Source organism: Streptomyces sp. SID5643, assembly GCF_009872555.1.
Taxonomy (GTDB): Bacteria; Actinomycetota; Actinomycetes; order Streptomycetales; family Streptomycetaceae; genus Streptomyces; species Streptomyces iakyrus.
This window is the reverse complement of sequence record NZ_WWIC01000275.1, coordinates 1-17,001: the sequence shown is the minus strand read 5'-3', so window position 1 is coordinate 17,001 and position 17,001 is coordinate 1. Positions and strand designations below refer to the sequence as shown.

Here is a 17,001-nt window from a genome sequence, read left to right as displayed (position 1 = left end):
CTGCCGGTGACGTACGTGTGGACGCACGACTCCATCGGCCTGGGTGAGGACGGCCCGACCCACCAGCCCGTCGAGCACCTGGCGTCGCTGCGCGCGATCCCGGGTCTGAACGTGGTGCGCCCGGCCGACGCCAACGAGACCGCCATCGCCTGGCGCGAGATCCTCAAGCGCTGGACGAAGGAGTTCGGCAAGGGCCAGCCGCACGGCCTGGCGCTCACCCGTCAGGGTGTGCCGACCTACGAGCCCAACGAGGATGCCGCCAGGGGCGGTTACGTCCTGTTCGAGGCCGAGGGCGGCGACGCCGAGGTGATCCTGATCGCCACCGGCTCGGAGGTGCACGTCGCCGTCGAGGCGCGCGAGCAGCTCCAGGGCGCCGGCGTGCCCACGCGTGTGGTGTCCATGCCGTCGGTGGAGTGGTTCGAGCAGCAGGACCAGGGGTACCGGGACAGCGTCCTGCCGCCGTCCGTCCGGGCCCGTGTCGCGGTGGAGGCCGGTATCGGTCTCACGTGGCACAAGTACGTGGGGGACGCCGGCCGCATCGTTTCCCTGGAGCACTTCGGTGCTTCGGCCGACGGCAAGGTCCTCTTCCGCGAGTTCGGCTTCACTCCCGAGAACGTGGCCGCCGCCGCGCGGGAATCGATCGCCGCAGCTCAGCGCTGACGCTCATATACGACACGTAGGAGATGGAATTTCCATGACAGACGCACTGAAGCGCCTCTCCGAGGAAGGCGTGGCGATCTGGCTGGACGACCTGTCGCGCAAGCGGATCACGTCCGGCAACCTCGCCGAGCTGATCGACCAGCAGCACGTCGTGGGCGTCACCACCAACCCGTCGATCTTCCAGAAGGCGATCTCGCAGGGCGACGGCTACGACACGCAGCTGACCGACCTCGCCGCCCGCGAGGTCACCGTCGAAGAGGCCATCCGCATGATCACGACGGCGGACGTCCGTGACGCCGCCGACATCCTGCGCCCGGTCTTCGACGCCACCGGCGGCCAGGACGGCCGGGTCTCGATCGAGGTCGACCCGCGCCTGGCGCACAACACGCGGGCCACGGTCGCCGAGGCCAAGCAGCTCGCCTGGCTGGTGGACCGGCCCAACACGCTCATCAAGATCCCGGCGACCGAGGCGGGCATCCCGGCCATCGCCGAGACCATCGGCCTGGGCATCAGCGTCAACGTCACGCTGATCTTCTCCCTGGAGCGCTACCGCCTGGTCATGGACGCGTTCCTGGAGGGCCTGGAGAAGGCCAAGGAGCGCGGCCTGGACCTGTCGCAGATCCACTCCGTGGCCTCGTTCTTCGTGTCCCGCGTGGACACCGAGATCGACAAGCGGATCGACGCGCTGGGCACCGACGAGGCCAAGGCCGCGCGCGGCAAGGCCGGCGTCGCCAACGCCCGTCTGGCCTACCAGGCGTACGAGGAGGTCTTCTCCTCGGACCGCTGGAGCGCCCTGGAGAAGGCGGGCGCCAACAAGCAGCGTCCGCTGTGGGCGTCCACCGGCGTGAAGGACAAGGCCTACAAGCCCACCCTCTACGTCGACGAGCTGGTCGCGCCCAACACGGTGAACACCATGCCGGAGGCGACCCTGTTCGCCACCGAGGAGCAGGGCGAGATCCGCGGCAACGCCGTCGCCGGCACGTACGAGCAGGCCCGCGCCGACCTCGACGCGGTCGAGAAGCTCGGGATCAAGTACGACGACGTGGTCCGGCTGCTGGAGGAGGAGGGCGTCGAGAAGTTCGAGGCGTCCTGGACCGACCTGCTGAAGTCGACCGAGGCCGAGCTCAAGCGCCTCGCCCCCTCGGAGGGCTGAACAGGTGTCGAGCAGCAACCCGCTGCGTGACCCCGCGGACCGGCGGCTCCCGCGTATCGCGGGGCCGTCGGGCCTGGTCATCTTCGGCGTCACGGGCGACCTGTCCCGCAAGAAGCTCATGCCCGCCGTGTACGACCTCGCCAACCGGGGTCTGCTGCCGCCGGGCTTCTCGCTGGTGGGCTTCGCCCGCCGCGAGTGGGCGCACGAGGACTTCGCGCAGGAAGTGCACGACGCGGTCAAGGAGCATGCCCGCACGCCCTTCCGCGAGGAGGTCTGGCAGCAGCTCATCCAGGGCATGCGCTTCGTGCAGGGCACGTTCGACGACGACGACGCGTTCGAGCGGCTGCGCTCCACGATCGAGGAGCTGGACAAGGCCCAGGGCACGGGCGGCAACTTCGCCTTCTACCTGTCGGTGCCGCCGTCGGCCTTCCCGGTGGTCATCCAGCAGCTGAGGAAGCATCAGCTGGCCGACCAGACGGGCGGCTCCTGGCGGCGCGCGGTCATCGAGAAGCCGTTCGGACACAACCTCGCCTCCGCCGAAGAGCTCAACAAGGTCGTCCACGAGGTCTTCGCCCCGGACCAGGTCTTCCGTATCGACCACTACCTGGGCAAGGAGACCGTCCAGAACATCCTGGCGCTGCGCTTCGCCAACACGATGTTCGAGCCGATCTGGAACCGGTCCTTCGTGGACCATGTGCAGATCACCATGGCCGAGGACATCGGCATCGGCGGCCGGGCCGGGTACTACGACGGCATCGGCGCCGCCCGTGACGTCATCCAGAACCACCTGCTCCAGCTCATGGCCCTGACGGCCATGGAGGAGCCGGCCTCCTTCGACGCGGACGCGCTGGCCGCCGAGAAGACCAAGGTCCTCGGCGCCGTGAAGCTGCCCAAGGACATGGGCCGGGACACCGTCCGCGGGCAGTACTCCGCGGGCTGGCAGGGCGGCGCGAAGGTGATCGGCTATCTCGACGAGGACGGCATCGACGCCTCGTCGAAGACCGACACCTACGCCGCGATCAAGCTGGAGATCGACAACCGCCGCTGGGCGGGCGTCCCCTTCTACCTGCGCACCGGCAAGCGGCTGGGCCGCCGGGTGACGGAGATCGCCGTCGTCTTCCAGCGGGCCCCGCACTCCCCCTTCGACTCGACGGCCACCGAGGAGCTCGGCTCCAACGCGATCGTCATCCGCGTCCAGCCGGACGAGGGCGTCACGGTCCGCTTCGGCTCGAAGGTGCCGGGCACGTCGATGGAGATCCGGGACGTGTCGATGGACTTCGCGTACGGCGAGTCCTTCACGGAGTCGAGCCCGGAGGCGTACGAGCGTCTGATCCTGGACGTTCTGCTCGGGGACTCCAACCTCTTCCCGCGTACCGAGGAGGTCGAGCTGTCCTGGAAGATCCTCGACCCGATCGAGGAGTACTGGGACAAGAACGGCAAGCCCGCCCAGTACCAGGCCGGTACCTGGGGGCCCGTCGAGGCGGACGAAATGCTCGAACGACACGGACGGAGCTGGCGCCGGCCATGAAGATAGACCTCACGGACACCACCGCCAGCAAGGTCAACAAGGCGTTGGTGCAGGGGCGCAGGGCGATCGGCACCCCGGCCGTCGGCATGGTGCTCACGCTGGTCATCGTGACGGACGAGGAGAACGCCTACGACGCGCTGAAGGCCGCGAGCGACGCCGCGCACGAGCATCCCTCGCGCACGCTCGTGGTCATCCGGCGCGTCTCCCGCTCGCCCCGCGACCGTACGCAGTCCCGCCTGGACGCGGAGGTGCGGGTCGGCGCCGACGCCGGCTCCGGTGAGACGGTGGTGCTCCGGCTGTACGGCGAGGTCGCGGACCACGCCCAGTCGGTGGTGCTGCCGCTGCTGCTGCCGGACGCCCCGGTGGTGGTGTGGTGGCCGGTGAACGCGCCGCTCGACCCGGCGAAGGACCCCCTGGGTGCCCTCGCGCAGCGCCGCGTCACCGACACGTACGCCTCCGAGCAGCCGGTACGGGACCTGGCCACCCGGTCCGGGACCTACACACCTGGCGACACGGACCTGTCCTGGACACGCATCACGCCCTGGCGTTCCATGCTGGCGGCAGCCCTCGACCAGGTCGCCTGCGAGGTCCGGGCGGTCGAGGTGGAGGGCGAGGAGTTCAACCCGAGCTGCGAGCTGCTGGCGATGTGGCTCGCGGACCGGCTGGACGTGCCCGTGAAGCGTTCGCTGTCCGGCGGTCCCGGTCTGACGGCGGTCCGGATGGACACCAACTGCGGCCCGATCAAGCTGGACCGCGCCGACGGTTCCCTGGCGACGCTCTCCATCGAGGGCCAGCCGGACCGGGCGGTGGCGCTCAAGCGCCGGGAGACCGCCGAGCTGATGGCGGAGGAGCTGCGGCGTCTTGACCCGGACGACACGTACGCGTCGGCGCTGCGGTACGGGGTGGACCGGCTGAAGTCCGCGTCGTCGGCACCGGCGGTGCAGTCGGTGCCCAAAAGTGAAGGGCGAGCAGGACTCGCCCTCCCCGCTCCCGTTGAAAGGGCTGCGAAAGCACCCGCTGCGGAAGCGACGGCGCAGGCACCGGTGAGGCGGGAACCGCCCGAGCTGGAGCCGGTACGGAAGGCGACGACGAAGTGAGTACGGCACCGCAGCTGGTCGTGCACCGCGACAAGGAGCTGATGGCGCAGGCCGCGGCGGCCCGGCTGATCACCAAGATCGTGGACGCGCAGGCCTCGCGGGGCTCGGCGTCCGTGGTCCTGACGGGCGGCCGCAACGGCAACGGCCTGCTGGCCGCCCTGGCCGCGGCGCCCGCCCGGGACGCGATCGACTGGAGCCGGCTCGACCTCTGGTGGGGCGACGAGCGGTTCCTGCCCGAGGGCGACCCGGAGCGCAACGTCACCCAGGCGCGGGAGGCTCTCCTCGACTCGGTGCCGGTGGATCCGAAGCGGGTGCACGCGATGCCCGCGTCGGACGGGCCGCACGGCACCGACGTGGACGCGGCGGCCGCCGCGTACGCGGAGGAGCTGGCAGCGGCGGCGGGCCCGGAGAACCACGGGCCCGTGCCCACGTTCGACGTGCTGATGCTAGGCGTCGGGCCGGACACGCATGTCGCTTCGCTGTTCCCCGAGTTGCCTGCGGTCAGGGAGACCGACCGCACGGTGGTCGGCGTCCACGGCGCGCCCAAGCCGCCGCCGACCCGGGTGACGCTGACGTTGCCGGCGATCCGCGCCGCCCGTGAGGTGTGGCTTCTCGCGGCCGGGGAGGACAAGGCCCAGGCGGCGGCGATCGCGTTGTCGGGCGCGGGCGAGATCCAGGCCCCGGCGGCGGGGGCGTACGGCAGGAGCCGGACGTTGTGGCTCCTGGACGGGGCGGCGGCTTCCCAACTGCCGCGTTCCCTGTACCCGCCGGCTTCGGCCTAGGCATGCCAGGGGGCTCCGCCCCCTGGACCCCGTGCCTTCGCCCACCCGCCACCCGAAGCAGCCAGCCAAGAGGCTGGACTCGCGAGTTGCCCCCATCGAGGGCAGTTTCGGGTGGTAGGTGGGCATAGGTCGGGGGTCCAGGGGGCGGAGCCCCCTGGTGCAGCGGTCACTTCACCGAACCGGCCATCACGCCCTGCACGAAGTGCCGCTGGAACGCGAAGAACACGACGACAGGGACGACCAGCGACACGAACGCCCCAGGTGCCAGGACATCGATGTTGCTGCCGAACTGGCGTATCTGGGACTGGAGTTCCACGGTCAGCGGCTGCGAAGCGCTGTCCGCGAACAGCAGCGCCACCAGCATGTCGTTCCACACCCACAGGAACTGGAAGATGGCGAGCGAGGCGATCGCGGGCCGCCCCACGGGCAGGACGAGCCGCGTGAAGATGCGCCACTCGCTGCCCCCGTCCATGCGGGCCGCCTCCAGCATCTCCTTCGGCATCTCGGCGAAGTAGTTCCGCAGCAGGAACACCGCGAAGGGCAGACCGTAGGCCACGTGGAAGAGCACGACACCGGGAATCGTGCCGAACAGGCCCAGCTGCCCGAAGAGTTTGGCGACCGGCAGCAGACCGATCTGCACCGGCACCACCAGCAGCGCGACCACCACCAGGAAGATCGCTTCACGCCCGGGGAAGTCCAGCCACGCGAAGGCGTACCCCGCGAGTGCCGCGACGACCACGACCAGCACCGTCGTCGGCACCGAGATGAGCACCGTGTTCCAGAACGCCTGCGTGATGCCGGCGTTCCCCAGCAGCGAGGAGTAGTTGTCGAAGGACAACTGCCCGGGGCTGGTGAACACCGTCCACCAGCCGCCCTTCGCCGTGTCCTCGGCGGACCGCAGCGAGGACAGGAACAGCCCGGCCAGGGGCGTCATCCACACCAGGCCCACCAGGACGAGGAAGGCCTGGACGACTCCGTTGCCCAGCCCGCGCCGAACCGCGTTCATCGCTGACTCCTTCGGAAGCGGCGGACGTTGAACACCATGGCCGGGACGACCAGCAGCAGGAGCAGCACGCCCAGCGCACTGCCGAGTCCCTGGTTGTTGCCGCCGCCGAACGACACCAGCCACATCTGCGTCGCGAGCACGGTCGCGTCCTCCTGCACGGGCCCGGGCGCGATGATGTAGACGAGGTCGAAGACCTTCATCACGTTGATGACGAGGGTGATGAAGACGACCGACAACACGGGTGCCAGCAGGGGCACCGTGATCCGGCGGAAGATCTGCCACTCGTTCGCGCCGTCCATCCGTGCCGCCTCCAGGGCGTCCCGTGGCAGCGTCGACAGACCCGCCCCGATCAGCACCATGGCGAAGCCGGTCCAGATCCACAGGTACGCGCCGATGATCGCCGGGGTGACCAGCGCCGGACCGAGCCAGGAGACACCCTCGTAGGGCGGGGCGAAGTTCGACGACGGCAGTCTCACCTCGTAGGAGCCCGCTTGGAGCCCCTCGAAGCGGAAGGAGCCGTCGGCGGCGGTGGTCGCCGACGCGACCTGCTTGCCGTCGCGGACCGCCTCGACCTTCATCTGGGGCAGTCCGCTCTCCCGGCGGTCGACCTTGCCCTGCTCCCCGCCCCCACCGGGGGTGAAGTCGAGGTAGACGACACCGCGCAGTTCGTCGGCGGCGGCCTCGCGTCCCGCGGCCGTGTACGCCGGCTCGGCCCCGCCCGGCAGGTCGCCGGGCTGCACGCCGACCAGGCCCAGCGCCACCGCGTCCCCGGGCGACACGCTCGCGCTCGTGCGGTAGGAGCCGTCCTTGTCCTTCGTCAGGCCCTGCCCGTCCCGCGCCCGGGCCGTCGGGTAGGAGGACTCCCCCTTGAAGGCGTCGTGGACGGAGACCACCGCCGCGTTGAGCACGCCCTTGTCGGGGTCCTCGTCGTAGGCGAGGCGGAAGATGATGCCGGCGGCGAGGAAGGACACCGCCATCGGCATGAAGAGCAGCAGCTTGAAGGCCGTCGCCCAGCGGACCTTCTCCACCAGCACGGCGAGGATCAGGCCCAGGCCGGTGAGCAGGGCCGGGGCGATGACGACCCAGATGGCCGTGTTGCGGACGGCCTTGAGGGTCGCCGGGTCGCGGAACATCTCGGCGTAGTTGTCGCCGCCGACGAAGCTCGTCCCGGAGGCGTCGAAGAAGCTGCGGCCGATGCTGAACAGCACGGGGTAGACGACCAGCGCGCCGAGCAGCAGCAGCGCGGGCAGCACGAACAGCAGGGCGATGATCTTCCCGCGCCGGCGCAGCCGCCGGGTGCGGTCGGCGACCGGGCCGGGTGGTGAGGAGCTCGTCTCTTGGACGATGGTCGCTGTCATGGCGGATCAGTCCTGGTACGCCTTGGCCGCCGCGGCCTCCAGCTTCGCCGCGGTGGCCTTGGGGTCCGACGGGTCGCGCAGGAAGTCCTGGAGGAGCTTCCACTCACCGGCGCCCTTCGTGCCGCCGAAGGCGGCCGGGGCCTGGTCGGACATGTCGAAGCGGACCGAATCCCCGGCCTGGACGAGGGACTTGGCGGTGGCGCGGGTGACATCGTCGCCGTAGGAGGCGAGGTCGAGCTTCTTGTTCGGGGAGAGGAATCCGCCCGCCTCGGCCCAGACGGCGGAGGCCTCGGGGGTCGCGAGGTACTCCAGGAGGGCCTGGGCGGCCTTCTGGTTCTTGCCGTCCTTGAGGACGACGGCGGCGTCTCCGCCGCTGACCACCGGCGCCTCGCCGCCACCCACCGCCGGGAAGGGGAAGAAGTTCGCGTCCTGGCCGACCTTCTTGCCGAACTGGTCCTTGGCGACACCGGCGACGAAGTCGCCCTCGTAGACCATGCCGGCCTCGGGCTCCGGCCCGAAGACCTTCTCGACCGAGCCGGGGAAGTCGGTGTTCAGGGCGCCCTTCTGGCCGCCGGCGATGAGCTGCTTGTCCTTGAAGAGCTTGCCGAGGGTGGTGAGGGCGTCGACGACGGACGCGTCGGTCCACTTCAGCTCGTGGGCGGCGAGGGCGTCGTACTTCTCGGGCCCGGCCTGGGAGAGGTAGACGTTCTCGAACCAGTCGGTGAGGGTCCAGCCGTCCTGTCCGGCGACGGAGAACGCGGCGAGGCCGGAGTCGGACACGGTCTGCCCGGCCTTGAGCATCTCGTCGTAGCTCTTCGGGGGCTTGACGCCGGCCTGCTCCAGCGCGTCGGGGCTGTACCAGACGGTCGACTTGTGCGCGGCCTTGAAGTAGAGGCCGTAGAGGGTGCCGTCGACGCTGCCGTAGTCCTTCCAGACGGGGGCGTAGCCCGCGTCGACGGCCTGCTCGGTCTTCTTGGAGAGCGGCTTGAGCCAGCCCTTCTGTGCGAACTGCTTGAGCACGCCGACCTGCGGGACCATCACGACGTCGGGGGCGTTGCCGCCCTCGATTTTGCTGCCGACGACGGTGGAGACGTTGTCGCCGGTGGACGTGAACTGCGTCTTGGCGCCGGTCTTCTCGGTGAAGGCGTCCAGCACCTTCTGGAAGTTCTTCTGCTCGGTGCCGGACCAGACACCGGCCACGGTGACCGTCTGGCCACCGAGCGCCTTGTCGCCGCCGCCGGCCGAGACGGGGCCGCCGCCGCAGGCGGTCGCGCCGAGCGCCAGGACGAGGGCGGTGCAGCCGGTGAGCAGGGTGGTACGTCGTCGCATCATCGTTGATGTCCCTTCGGGGAGTTGACTTGCGAAGCGTTCGCTTGCGGGACGTGCTCTCGTGGGTCGTTCAGGAACGGATCCACCAGGCGGCCGTCGAGCCGGAGAGCACTCCGGACGGGCAGGGGCCGCTGGCGAGCAGGGGGGTGCCGGGGACCGGCGCGGGGGTGGGGGCCGTACCGAAGTTGACGGCGCACACCAGGTCGCCGCGTTCGAAGGCCAGGACGCCGGGCGGGGCGTCCAGCCAGCGCAGCGTGCCCTCGCCCAACTGGGGCAGGGCGGCGCGCAGTTGCAGGCCGTCGCGGTACAGGTGCCAGAAGGAGCGGGTGTCGGCGAGGGCGCGGTCGGTGGCGTACTCGGCGAAGTACTCCGGCTGCGGCAGCCACGGCTTGGCGCTCTCGACGCCCGGGGTGAAGCCGAACGGCGAGGCCTGGCCCGACCAGGGCAGCGGGACCCGGCAGCCGTCGCGGATGCGGGCCCGGCTGCCGGTGCGGCGGAAGATCGGGTCGGTGAGCACGTCGTCGGGCAGGTCCACGACCTCGGGCAGGCCGAGCTCCTCGCCCTGGTAGATGTACGCGGCGCCGGGCAGGGCCAGCATGAGCAGTGCGGCGGCGCGGGCACGGGCGGCGCCGAGGCCGCTGCCCTCGGTGGCGGGTTCGCCGTAGCGGGTGACGGTACGGACCTGGTCGTGGTTGTTGAGGACCCAGGTGACCGTCGAGCCGGTGCCGGCGATGTCGTCCATGGCCTCGGAGATGACCTTCCGGAACGCGTCGGCGTCCCAGGACGCGCTGAGCAGGTCGAAGAAGAAGGCCTGGTGCAGTTCGTCGGGGCGGACGTACTGCGCGTGCTCGCGGGCGGTCGGCACGGAGACCTCGCCTACGAGGAGGCGTTCGCAGCCGTCGCGCTCGGTGTACTCCTCGCATATGGAGCGCCAGCGGCGCCACATGTCGTGCACCTCGGGCTGGTTCCAGGCGAGCGGGTTGACCGAGTCGCGGGTGCGGGCGTCGGCCTCGGGGTCGTCCGAGTCGGGCAGCTCCGGGTGCTTGTAGAGGCCGGCGGCGACGTCGATGCGGAAGCCGTCGATGCCCCGGTCCAGCCAGAACCGCAGGACCCGGTCGAACTCGGCGCCGATCTCGGGGTTGCGCCAGTTCCAGTCGGGCTGCTCGGGCGCGAACATGTGCAGGTACCACTGGCCGGGCGTCCCGTCCGGCTCGGTCACCCGGCTCCAGGCGGGGCCGCCGAACATGGAGTGCCAGTTGTTGGGCGGCTCGGACCCGCCGGGGCCGCGGCCGTCGGCGAAGTGGAAGCGGGCCCGGGCCTCGCTGCCGGGAGCCGCTGCGAGCGCCTCGCGGAACCAGGGGTGCTCGCTGGAGCAGTGGTTCGGGACGATGTCGAGCAGCACCTTGACGCCGAGCCGCCGTGCGGCCCCCACCAGCTGGTCGAACTCGCCGAGGTCCCCGAAGAGCGGGTCGACGTCGCAGTAGTCGGCCACGTCGTAGCCGTGGTCGTGCTGCGGCGAGGGATAGAAGGGGCTCAGCCAGATCCCGTCGACGCCGAGCTTCTTGAGGTACGGCAGTCCGGCCCGGACGCCGGCGAGGTCGCCGATGCCGTCGCCGGTGCTGTCGAGGAAGCTGCGGACGTAGACCTGGTAGATCACTGCGTCACGCCACCAGTGGTGCCTGTTCAACCCATCGACCTGTCTCTGAGAAGGGCAGCGGTTATGCATGCATGTTAAGTAGGCGTGTCGAGAGGGTGTCAATGAAAAGACAGAAGGAACTGGCGGCTTGAGGTGACCTAACCAGGACTTATCGGGCACCTTGAAGCAAGATGAGACCCCCGCGTTACCTAACAAGTAAGTAGGACGGTCGGTCGAGCGGAGTCAGCGGTGCGAGACGGCGGCGAGCTCTCGCGCCAGCCGCCGGACCGCCGCAGCGGGCTCCTGGTGCCCGGCCATCGCGTCGTGCACGACCGCCTGCACGACGAGGCTGACCTGGTCGTAGCGCGGGCTCTTGGGGCGCGGCTCGGCCGCGAGCACACTCGTCCGCAGGGTCGGCAGGTAGGGGAACCTGCGGATGAGAGCCGGGTCCTGGTAGAGGTCGGCCCGTACGGGCGGCAGTGCGCCACGGGTGAGGACCTGACGCTGGACGCGCTCACTGGTGAGGTACGCGATCAGGCGGGCCGCCGAGTCGGGGTGCCGCGCGTGGGCGCTGACGGCCAGGTTGGAGCCGCCCAGGACGCTGGTTCCCGGCCCGTCGGGTCCGGGCAGGGGGACGGCGCCGATCTTCCCGGCGACCTTCGAAGAGGGGGCGGAGGCCCCGACGTAGGCGTAGGGCCAGTTCCGCAGGAAGAGCAGCCGGCCGTCCTGGAAGGCCTGTTTGGACTCTTCTTCCTTGTAGGTCAGCGCTTTCCCGGGGATCCAGCCCTCGCGCACTCCCCGTGCCAGGAACCCGATGCCCTCACGGGCGGCCGCCGAGTCGACGGTGACGCGCTCGCCCTCGTCGCCGAGGATCGACCCGCCCGCCGAGTAGACGGCCTCGGCCGCGTTGACGGTGAGGCCCTCGTACGGCAGGAACTGTCCCGCGTAGCCGTCGAGGCCGTGCTTCGGGGCGATGGTCTTGGCGTACCGCTCCAGCTCCGCCCAGGTGCGCGGTGGCGCGACGCCCTCCTTCGCGAGGACGTCCTTGCGGTACAGGAGCAGGCCGGCGTTGGTGACGTACGGAACGGCGTAGAGCTGTCCGTCGTAGGTCGCCGTGTCCACGACCGGCTGGAGGAAGGTCTTCAGCGGAAAGCGGTCCCTGGGCAGGGGTCTGATCCAGCCCGCCGCGGCGAACTCCGGGGTCCAGTTGACGTCGATGTTGAGCACGTCGAACCGGCTGCGGTCGCCGTCGCGCAGGTCGGTGACCATCTGGGCCTGGGTCTCGTCGGCCGAGTCCGGCAGCTCGACGAGGGTGACCTTCTCGCCCGGGTGGGTGCGATTCCAGCCCTCCAGCAGGGGGCCGAGGTAGCCGGTGAGGTCTCCGGCGGTGGCCAGGGTGAGGGGGCCGCGACCGCTCTCGGGGGGCTCTCCCGCCTGCGCTCCGGCGGCGACGTAGCCTGTCAGGACCACGACGAGAACGAGAAGGCCCCTACCCGCGGCATGGATCCACCGCATAGGTTCCTCCCTGTACACCGGCGCTGGGCACCCTTGCCCGGAACAGAGGCCATGTATACCTGTTAGGTATGGGCGATACTAGGGCCTGGAGCACATTGGACCGGACAGGAGGACTGCACGCGTGCGCCTGCCCCTCCTGGCCCTCCTCGCCCGCGGACCCGCCCACGGCTACGAGCTCAAGCAGGACCTTGAGCAACTGCTGGGCTCCGCGTACCCTCAGCCGAACGTCGGCCAGATCTATGTGACCCTCGGCCGCCTCGAGAAGTCGGGACTGATCGAGGGCGAGGACGTGGCGCAGTCCAGCCGGCCCAACAAAAAGGTCTACCACCTCACCGACGCCGGGCGGGAGGCGCTGCGCGCCTGGTTCGAGGAGCCCGAGGACGAGCCGCGGGTACGGGACGAGTTCTTCATGAAACTGGCGCTCGCTCCGCAGACCGGCCTCGCCGAGCAGATCAGCCTGATCAACCAGCAGCGCCGCCAGTACCTGAACACCATGCGGCAGCTGTCGAAGCTGGCCGCCGCAGAAGACCGCGACAACCGCATCGCCCATCTGCTGATCGAGGGCGCGATGCTGCACCTGCAGGCCGACCTCGACTGGCTGGAACGGTGCCAGGAAGAGCTGGAGGAGCTGGAGTGAGCGACGACCGTCCCGCTCCTGTGCTGCGCGCCGAGGGGCTGGTGAAGACCCACCACGGCGAGGGCGCACCCGCCCGTGCCGTGCGCGGGGTCGACCTGTGCGTTCGCCCCGGCGAGTTCGTGGCGATCACCGGCCCGTCCGGCGCCGGCAAGTCGACGCTGCTGCACCTGCTCGGCGGCCTCCAGCGGCCGGACGCGGGCAGCATCTGGCTCGACGGCGAGTGCACCGACACCTACGGCGAGGCCCGCTGGGCGGTGGAGCGCCGCAAGCGGATCGGCATCGTCTTCCAGTTCTTCAACCTCGTCTCGAACCTGTCCGTCGCCGACAACGTGGAACTGCCCGCCCTGCTCGCGGGCACCTCGCCCAAGCAGGCGCGCGCCGAGCGGGAGGCGCTGCTGGCCGAGCTGGGCCTGACGGGCAAGGAGCGCAGCATGCCGGGCGAGCTGTCCGGCGGTGAGCAGCAGCGCGTCGCCCTGGCCCGGGCCCTGGTCAACCATCCGCCGCTGCTGCTGGCCGACGAGCCGGCGGGCAGCCTCGACAGCAAGGGCACCCGCGAGGTGATGCGGCTGCTGTCCCGCTTCCACCAGCGCGGCCAGACGATCGTGCTGGTCACCCATGACGCCCGGCTGGCCAGCGCCGCGGACCGGGTGATCAGCTTCTTCGACGGCCGGATCGCCGACGACGCGGAGCTCGATGGCGGCTCCACACCGCCGCGCCGCTCGGGGATATCCGGTGTGCTGGAGCTCAAGGACTGACATGCGCGTCCACGACGACGGTGCGGTCACACGCGGCCATGACGCCCGTGCGGCCCGCGAGCCGAGGGACTGAGGCCCGTGCGAGCCACCCTGCGCTGGGCCCACTCCGATCTGCGCACGCACCGCGGCGAGGCGCTGTTCCTCGTCCTCGCCACGGCGGGCATCGTCGCCTCCCTGCTGCTGGCCACGGCCCTGTTCGGCTACGCGACCAACCCCTGGCAGCGGGTCTTCACCCAGTCGCACGGCGCCCATGTGTGGCTGCACACCGACAAGGCGGCCGACACCGGGAAGCTCGCCGGTCTGGACGGCGTGGACACCGTCGCCGGCCCCTACCCGACCGCCGCCGTCACCGTCTCCTCGCGCGGCAGCCGCGCCTCCGTCGAACTGCGCGGCACCCCGGAGCGGCCCTCGGTCGGCCGCCCGCCGGTCGTCTCCGGACACTGGCTCGACCCCGCGGCGCCGAACGGCGTGGTCCTGGAGAGCCGTCTCGCGCGGGCCCTCCTGGCCGAGCCCGGCGACACCCTCTCCCTGCCGGGCACCGCCCGCGAGCTGACCGTCGTGGGCCTCGCCGACAGCGCCGAGCCGCGCTACCGGCCCGGTGAGCAGCCCGGTCTGGTGTGGGCACTGCCGTCGGCCGTACCGGACGCCGGCGGCCAGGTGATCGGGCTGCGGCTGACGGACCCGGGCGACACGTCCTACATCGTCCAGCGCGCCGTGACGGTGCTGGGCTCCGGGGCGATCGGCGAGGTGTCCACCTGGCAGCAGGCCAGGGCCGAGGCGCAGGGCGACAACCGGCTGCTCGGCCAGGTGCTGGGGCTGTTCGGTCTGGGCGCGCTGGTCGCGGCCGGTCTCGCCGTGCACGGGGCGATCGGCACCCGTATCCGCGGACACCTGCGCGACCTCTCCGTCCTGAAGGCCATCGGCTTCACCCCGGGCCAGGTCGTCCGGATCTTCCTGCTCCAGCACCTCGCCTACGCCCTGCTGGGCGCCCTGGCCGCCGCAGGGCTCGCCGAGGCCCTGGGCAGCCGGATCCCCGGGCGGCTCGGGTACGCGGTGGGGGTGTGGCAGGGGCTGCCCGGGCACACCGTGGCGCTGATCGTGGTGCCGGTCGGCGCGGTGCTGTTCATCGGCGCGACCACCGGCCTCGCCGCATGGCGGGCCGGACGGGTGCCGCCGGTACCGCTGCCGCGCCCGGCCGCGACCTCGGGCGGACGGCTGTCCGGCGTGGCGCGCCGAGCCCTGGGCATGCGGATTCCGCCGGCGCTGGTGCTGGGCTGGCACACGGCGTTCACCCGCCGCCCCCGCTCCCTGGCCACCGTGGCCCGTCTCACCCTGCCGCTGCTGCTGATCGTCGTCGCGATGAGCGCCTGGACCACCATCGACCGCTTCCACGGCGAGCCCGAGCGGGTCGGCCTGCCCACCGCGCTCAGCGTCCGCGCCGACGCCGGGCGCAGCGAGCAGCAGATCCGTTCGCTGCTGGAGCGAGACCCGGGGGTGGCCGCCGCCTACCCGGGCGTCGAGACGGCCGCCCTGGGTCCGAGCCAGACGGCGACCATCGCGCTGCGCGGTCTCGGCACCCACCGGGACCCCTACCCGCACACCCTCGCCGAGGGCCGCCCCGCCCGCGGCTCCGACGAGGCCGTGGCAGGTCAGGGGCTGCTCGATCTGCTGGACGCGCGGGTCGGCGACTGGGTCCGGATGACCGTCGGCGACCAGCCGCTGATCCTGCACATCGTCGGCCGCAGCATCGAGCCGGAGAACGCCGGCCGTGTCATCTCCACGTCCCTCGACACCCTCCGCGAGAACGACCCGGGCCTCCGCCCGACCCTCTACGAACTCCGTCTTGCCGCCGGCGCCGACCCGCGGGAGGTCGCCGACCGGCTCACCGCTGCCGGGGACGGCCACCTGGACGTGCACGCGGTGGCCAACCCGGCGGACGGGCTGTCCCCGCTGCGTGCGGTCGTGGCCGGACTGATCGCCGTGCTCGCCCTCATCGGGCTCATCGAGCTGCTGACCGCGATCGGCGGCACCGTCCGCGAGAGCGAACAGGACCTACTGGCCCTGAAGGCCATCGGCCTGTCCCCCCGGCAGATCACGGCGATCACCGTCACGGCCACCGGCCTCACGGCCCTGGCGGCCGTCCTCGCCGCCACCGCCCTGGGCCTGCCCCTGGCCCGCTGGCTGATCGATGCCCAGGGCCGCTCAAGCGGCATCGGCGCGGGCATCGCCCAGAACCCCTCCGCCGTCCTCGTGGTGCCGCTCGGGGCGGCAGCGGTCCTGTGCGCCGCCGCGCTGGCAGCCGTCCCCGCGGCCCGGGCGGCACGGCGACGCCTCGCGGACACGCTGAGCGCGGTGGTGGCCTGACCTGGCCGCCGGTCGTCAGCCGCCGTAGGGGTGCTGCGGTGCAGGCGGCCGTGCCGGAGAAGTGGCCGGAGACCCGCACCGCTCCGTAGGCCGTGAAGACGAGCATCCACATCATCGTCAGGCCGCGGGGTGGAACACCGCCCGCGCCACGTGCTGAGGCTTGAGCAGGGACGGGGCCGTCAAGGCGCCACCGGTCCAACGTCCGCGTGTGCGTGCCACTTCGCGCTCCCCCGTGCACTCGCCGTGATGATCGCCGGGAGTCTACGGGAAGCGGACGGCGCGCTGCCGCCCGCCTCCCCGCCCGGCTCCGTCACTGCCGGCCGCGCAGCTCCCGGTAGGTGGCGACCAGCGCCCGTGTGGAGGCGTCCAGGCCCTCGACGTCGGCGCCCTCGGTCAGGGCGGGCTCGACGCGCTTGGCGAGGACCTTGCCGAGCTCGACGCCCCACTGGTCGAAGGAGTCGATGTTCCACACAGCGCCCTGCACGAACACCTTGTGCTCGTAGAGGGCGACCAGCTGGCCGAGGACCGACGGGGTCAGCTCGGGCGCCAGGATCGTGGTCGTCGGGTGGTTGCCCCGGAACGTCTTGTGCGGCACCAGCTCCTGCGGCACCCCCTCGGCCCGCACCTCCTCCGGCGTCTTGCCGAAGGCCAGCGCCTGCGTCTGGGCGAAGAAGTTGGCCATCAGCAGGTCGTGCTGCGCCTTCAGCCGCTCGCTCAGCTCGGCGACCGGCCGGGCGAAGCCGATGAAGTCCGCCGGGATGAGCTTCGTGCCCTGGTGGATCAACTGGTAGTAGGCGTGCTGCCCGTTGGTGCCCGGCGTGCCCCACACCACCGGCCCGGTCTGCCACTCCACTTCGCGCCCGTCCCGACCGACGTACTTGCCGTTGGACTCCATGTCGAGCTGCTGGAGGTAGGCGGTGAACTTGGACAGGTAGTGGCTGTAGGGCAGCACCGCGTGTGACTGGGCGTCGTGGAAGTTGCCGTACCAGATGCCCAGCAGGCCCAGCAGCAGCGGCACGTTGGACTCGGCGGGCGCGGTCCGGAAGTGCTCGTCGACGATGCGGAAACCGTCGAGCATCTCCCGGAAGCGGTCCGGGCCGATCGCGATCATCAAGGCCAGACCGATCGCGGAGTCGTAGGAGTAGCGGCCGCCGACCCAGTCCCAGAACTCGAACATGTTG

General features: G+C 71.1%; 14 protein-coding genes. 8 read left to right on the top strand and 6 right to left on the bottom strand.

Going from position 1 to position 17,001, the window contains the following annotated elements; translation table 11 throughout:
• The 5 genes from GTY56_RS30675 to pgl all read left to right on the top strand — a co-directional run.
• The coding region (locus GTY56_RS30675; protein WP_272923409.1) for a transketolase-like TK C-terminal-containing protein at nucleotides 1-660 on the top strand (660 nt) is incomplete at its 5' end.
• A gap of 34 nt (nucleotides 661-694) precedes the next feature.
• On the top strand, nucleotides 695-1,813 hold the full coding sequence (tal, locus tag GTY56_RS30670; protein ID WP_161368551.1) for a transaldolase: 1,119 nt from the start codon (nucleotides 695-697) through the stop codon (nucleotides 1,811-1,813).
• Between the two features lie 4 nt (nucleotides 1,814-1,817).
• Complete coding sequence (gene zwf, locus GTY56_RS30665) at nucleotides 1,818-3,341, top strand: glucose-6-phosphate dehydrogenase (RefSeq protein WP_161368550.1); 1,524 nt, start codon at nucleotides 1,818-1,820, stop codon at nucleotides 3,339-3,341.
• Nucleotides 3,338-4,438, top strand: a complete 1,101-nt coding sequence (gene opcA / locus GTY56_RS30660; RefSeq protein ID WP_161368549.1) for a glucose-6-phosphate dehydrogenase assembly protein OpcA — start codon at nucleotides 3,338-3,340, stop codon at nucleotides 4,436-4,438. Before zwf ends, opcA begins: the two co-directional genes overlap by 4 nt.
• Nucleotides 4,435-5,220 carry a 6-phosphogluconolactonase gene (gene pgl / locus GTY56_RS30655; protein WP_161368548.1) on the top strand — a complete coding sequence of 262 codons (786 nt, stop codon included), beginning with the start codon at nucleotides 4,435-4,437 and terminating at the stop codon, nucleotides 5,218-5,220. Before opcA ends, pgl begins: the two co-directional genes overlap by 4 nt.
• Nucleotides 5,221-5,386: 166 nt before the next feature.
• Here pgl and GTY56_RS30650 read toward each other — a convergent pair whose 3' ends face one another.
• The 5 genes from GTY56_RS30650 to GTY56_RS30630 form a co-directional block, all read right to left on the bottom strand.
• Nucleotides 5,387-6,226 (bottom strand): carbohydrate ABC transporter permease, encoded by an 840-nt coding sequence (locus GTY56_RS30650; RefSeq protein ID WP_161368547.1) that lies wholly within the window; start codon nucleotides 6,224-6,226, stop codon nucleotides 5,387-5,389.
• Nucleotides 6,223-7,584, bottom strand: coding sequence for an ABC transporter permease subunit (locus GTY56_RS30645; RefSeq protein ID WP_161368546.1), 1,362 nt, complete (start codon nucleotides 7,582-7,584; stop codon nucleotides 6,223-6,225). The genes GTY56_RS30650 and GTY56_RS30645 overlap by 4 nt, the downstream gene beginning before the upstream one ends.
• 6 nt (nucleotides 7,585-7,590) lie before the next feature.
• Nucleotides 7,591-8,916, bottom strand: a complete 1,326-nt coding sequence (locus tag GTY56_RS30640; RefSeq protein ID WP_161368545.1) for an ABC transporter substrate-binding protein — start codon at nucleotides 8,914-8,916, stop codon at nucleotides 7,591-7,593.
• 67 nt (nucleotides 8,917-8,983) lie between these two features.
• On the bottom strand, nucleotides 8,984-10,639 hold the full coding sequence (locus tag GTY56_RS30635; protein WP_202510959.1) for a glycoside hydrolase family 13 protein: 1,656 nt from the start codon (nucleotides 10,637-10,639) through the stop codon (nucleotides 8,984-8,986).
• Between the two features lie 153 nt (nucleotides 10,640-10,792).
• Nucleotides 10,793-12,064 carry an ABC transporter substrate-binding protein gene (locus GTY56_RS30630; protein WP_161368543.1) on the bottom strand — a complete coding sequence of 424 codons (1,272 nt, stop codon included), beginning with the start codon at nucleotides 12,062-12,064 and terminating at the stop codon, nucleotides 10,793-10,795.
• Nucleotides 12,065-12,185: 121 nt separating this feature from the next.
• On the opposite strand from GTY56_RS30630, the gene GTY56_RS30625 reads away from it, so the two are divergent.
• The 3 genes from GTY56_RS30625 (at nucleotide 12,186) to GTY56_RS30615 (ending at nucleotide 15,820) form a co-directional block, all read left to right on the top strand.
• Nucleotides 12,186-12,701, top strand: a complete 516-nt coding sequence (locus GTY56_RS30625; protein ID WP_033310756.1) for a PadR family transcriptional regulator — start codon at nucleotides 12,186-12,188, stop codon at nucleotides 12,699-12,701.
• Complete coding sequence (locus GTY56_RS30620) at nucleotides 12,698-13,456, top strand: ABC transporter ATP-binding protein (protein ID WP_346345620.1); 759 nt, start codon at nucleotides 12,698-12,700, stop codon at nucleotides 13,454-13,456. Before GTY56_RS30625 ends, GTY56_RS30620 begins: the two co-directional genes overlap by 4 nt.
• 78 nt (nucleotides 13,457-13,534) lie before the next feature.
• Nucleotides 13,535-15,820, top strand: a complete 2,286-nt coding sequence (locus tag GTY56_RS30615; RefSeq protein WP_161368542.1) for an FtsX-like permease family protein — start codon at nucleotides 13,535-13,537, stop codon at nucleotides 15,818-15,820.
• Between the two features lie 310 nt (nucleotides 15,821-16,130).
• On the opposite strand, the gene GTY56_RS30610 is transcribed toward GTY56_RS30615, so the two are convergent.
• Nucleotides 16,131-17,001, bottom strand: an 871-nt coding sequence (locus GTY56_RS30610) for a phosphoglucose isomerase-related protein (protein WP_524540159.1), incomplete at its 5' end; no start/stop codon positions are given.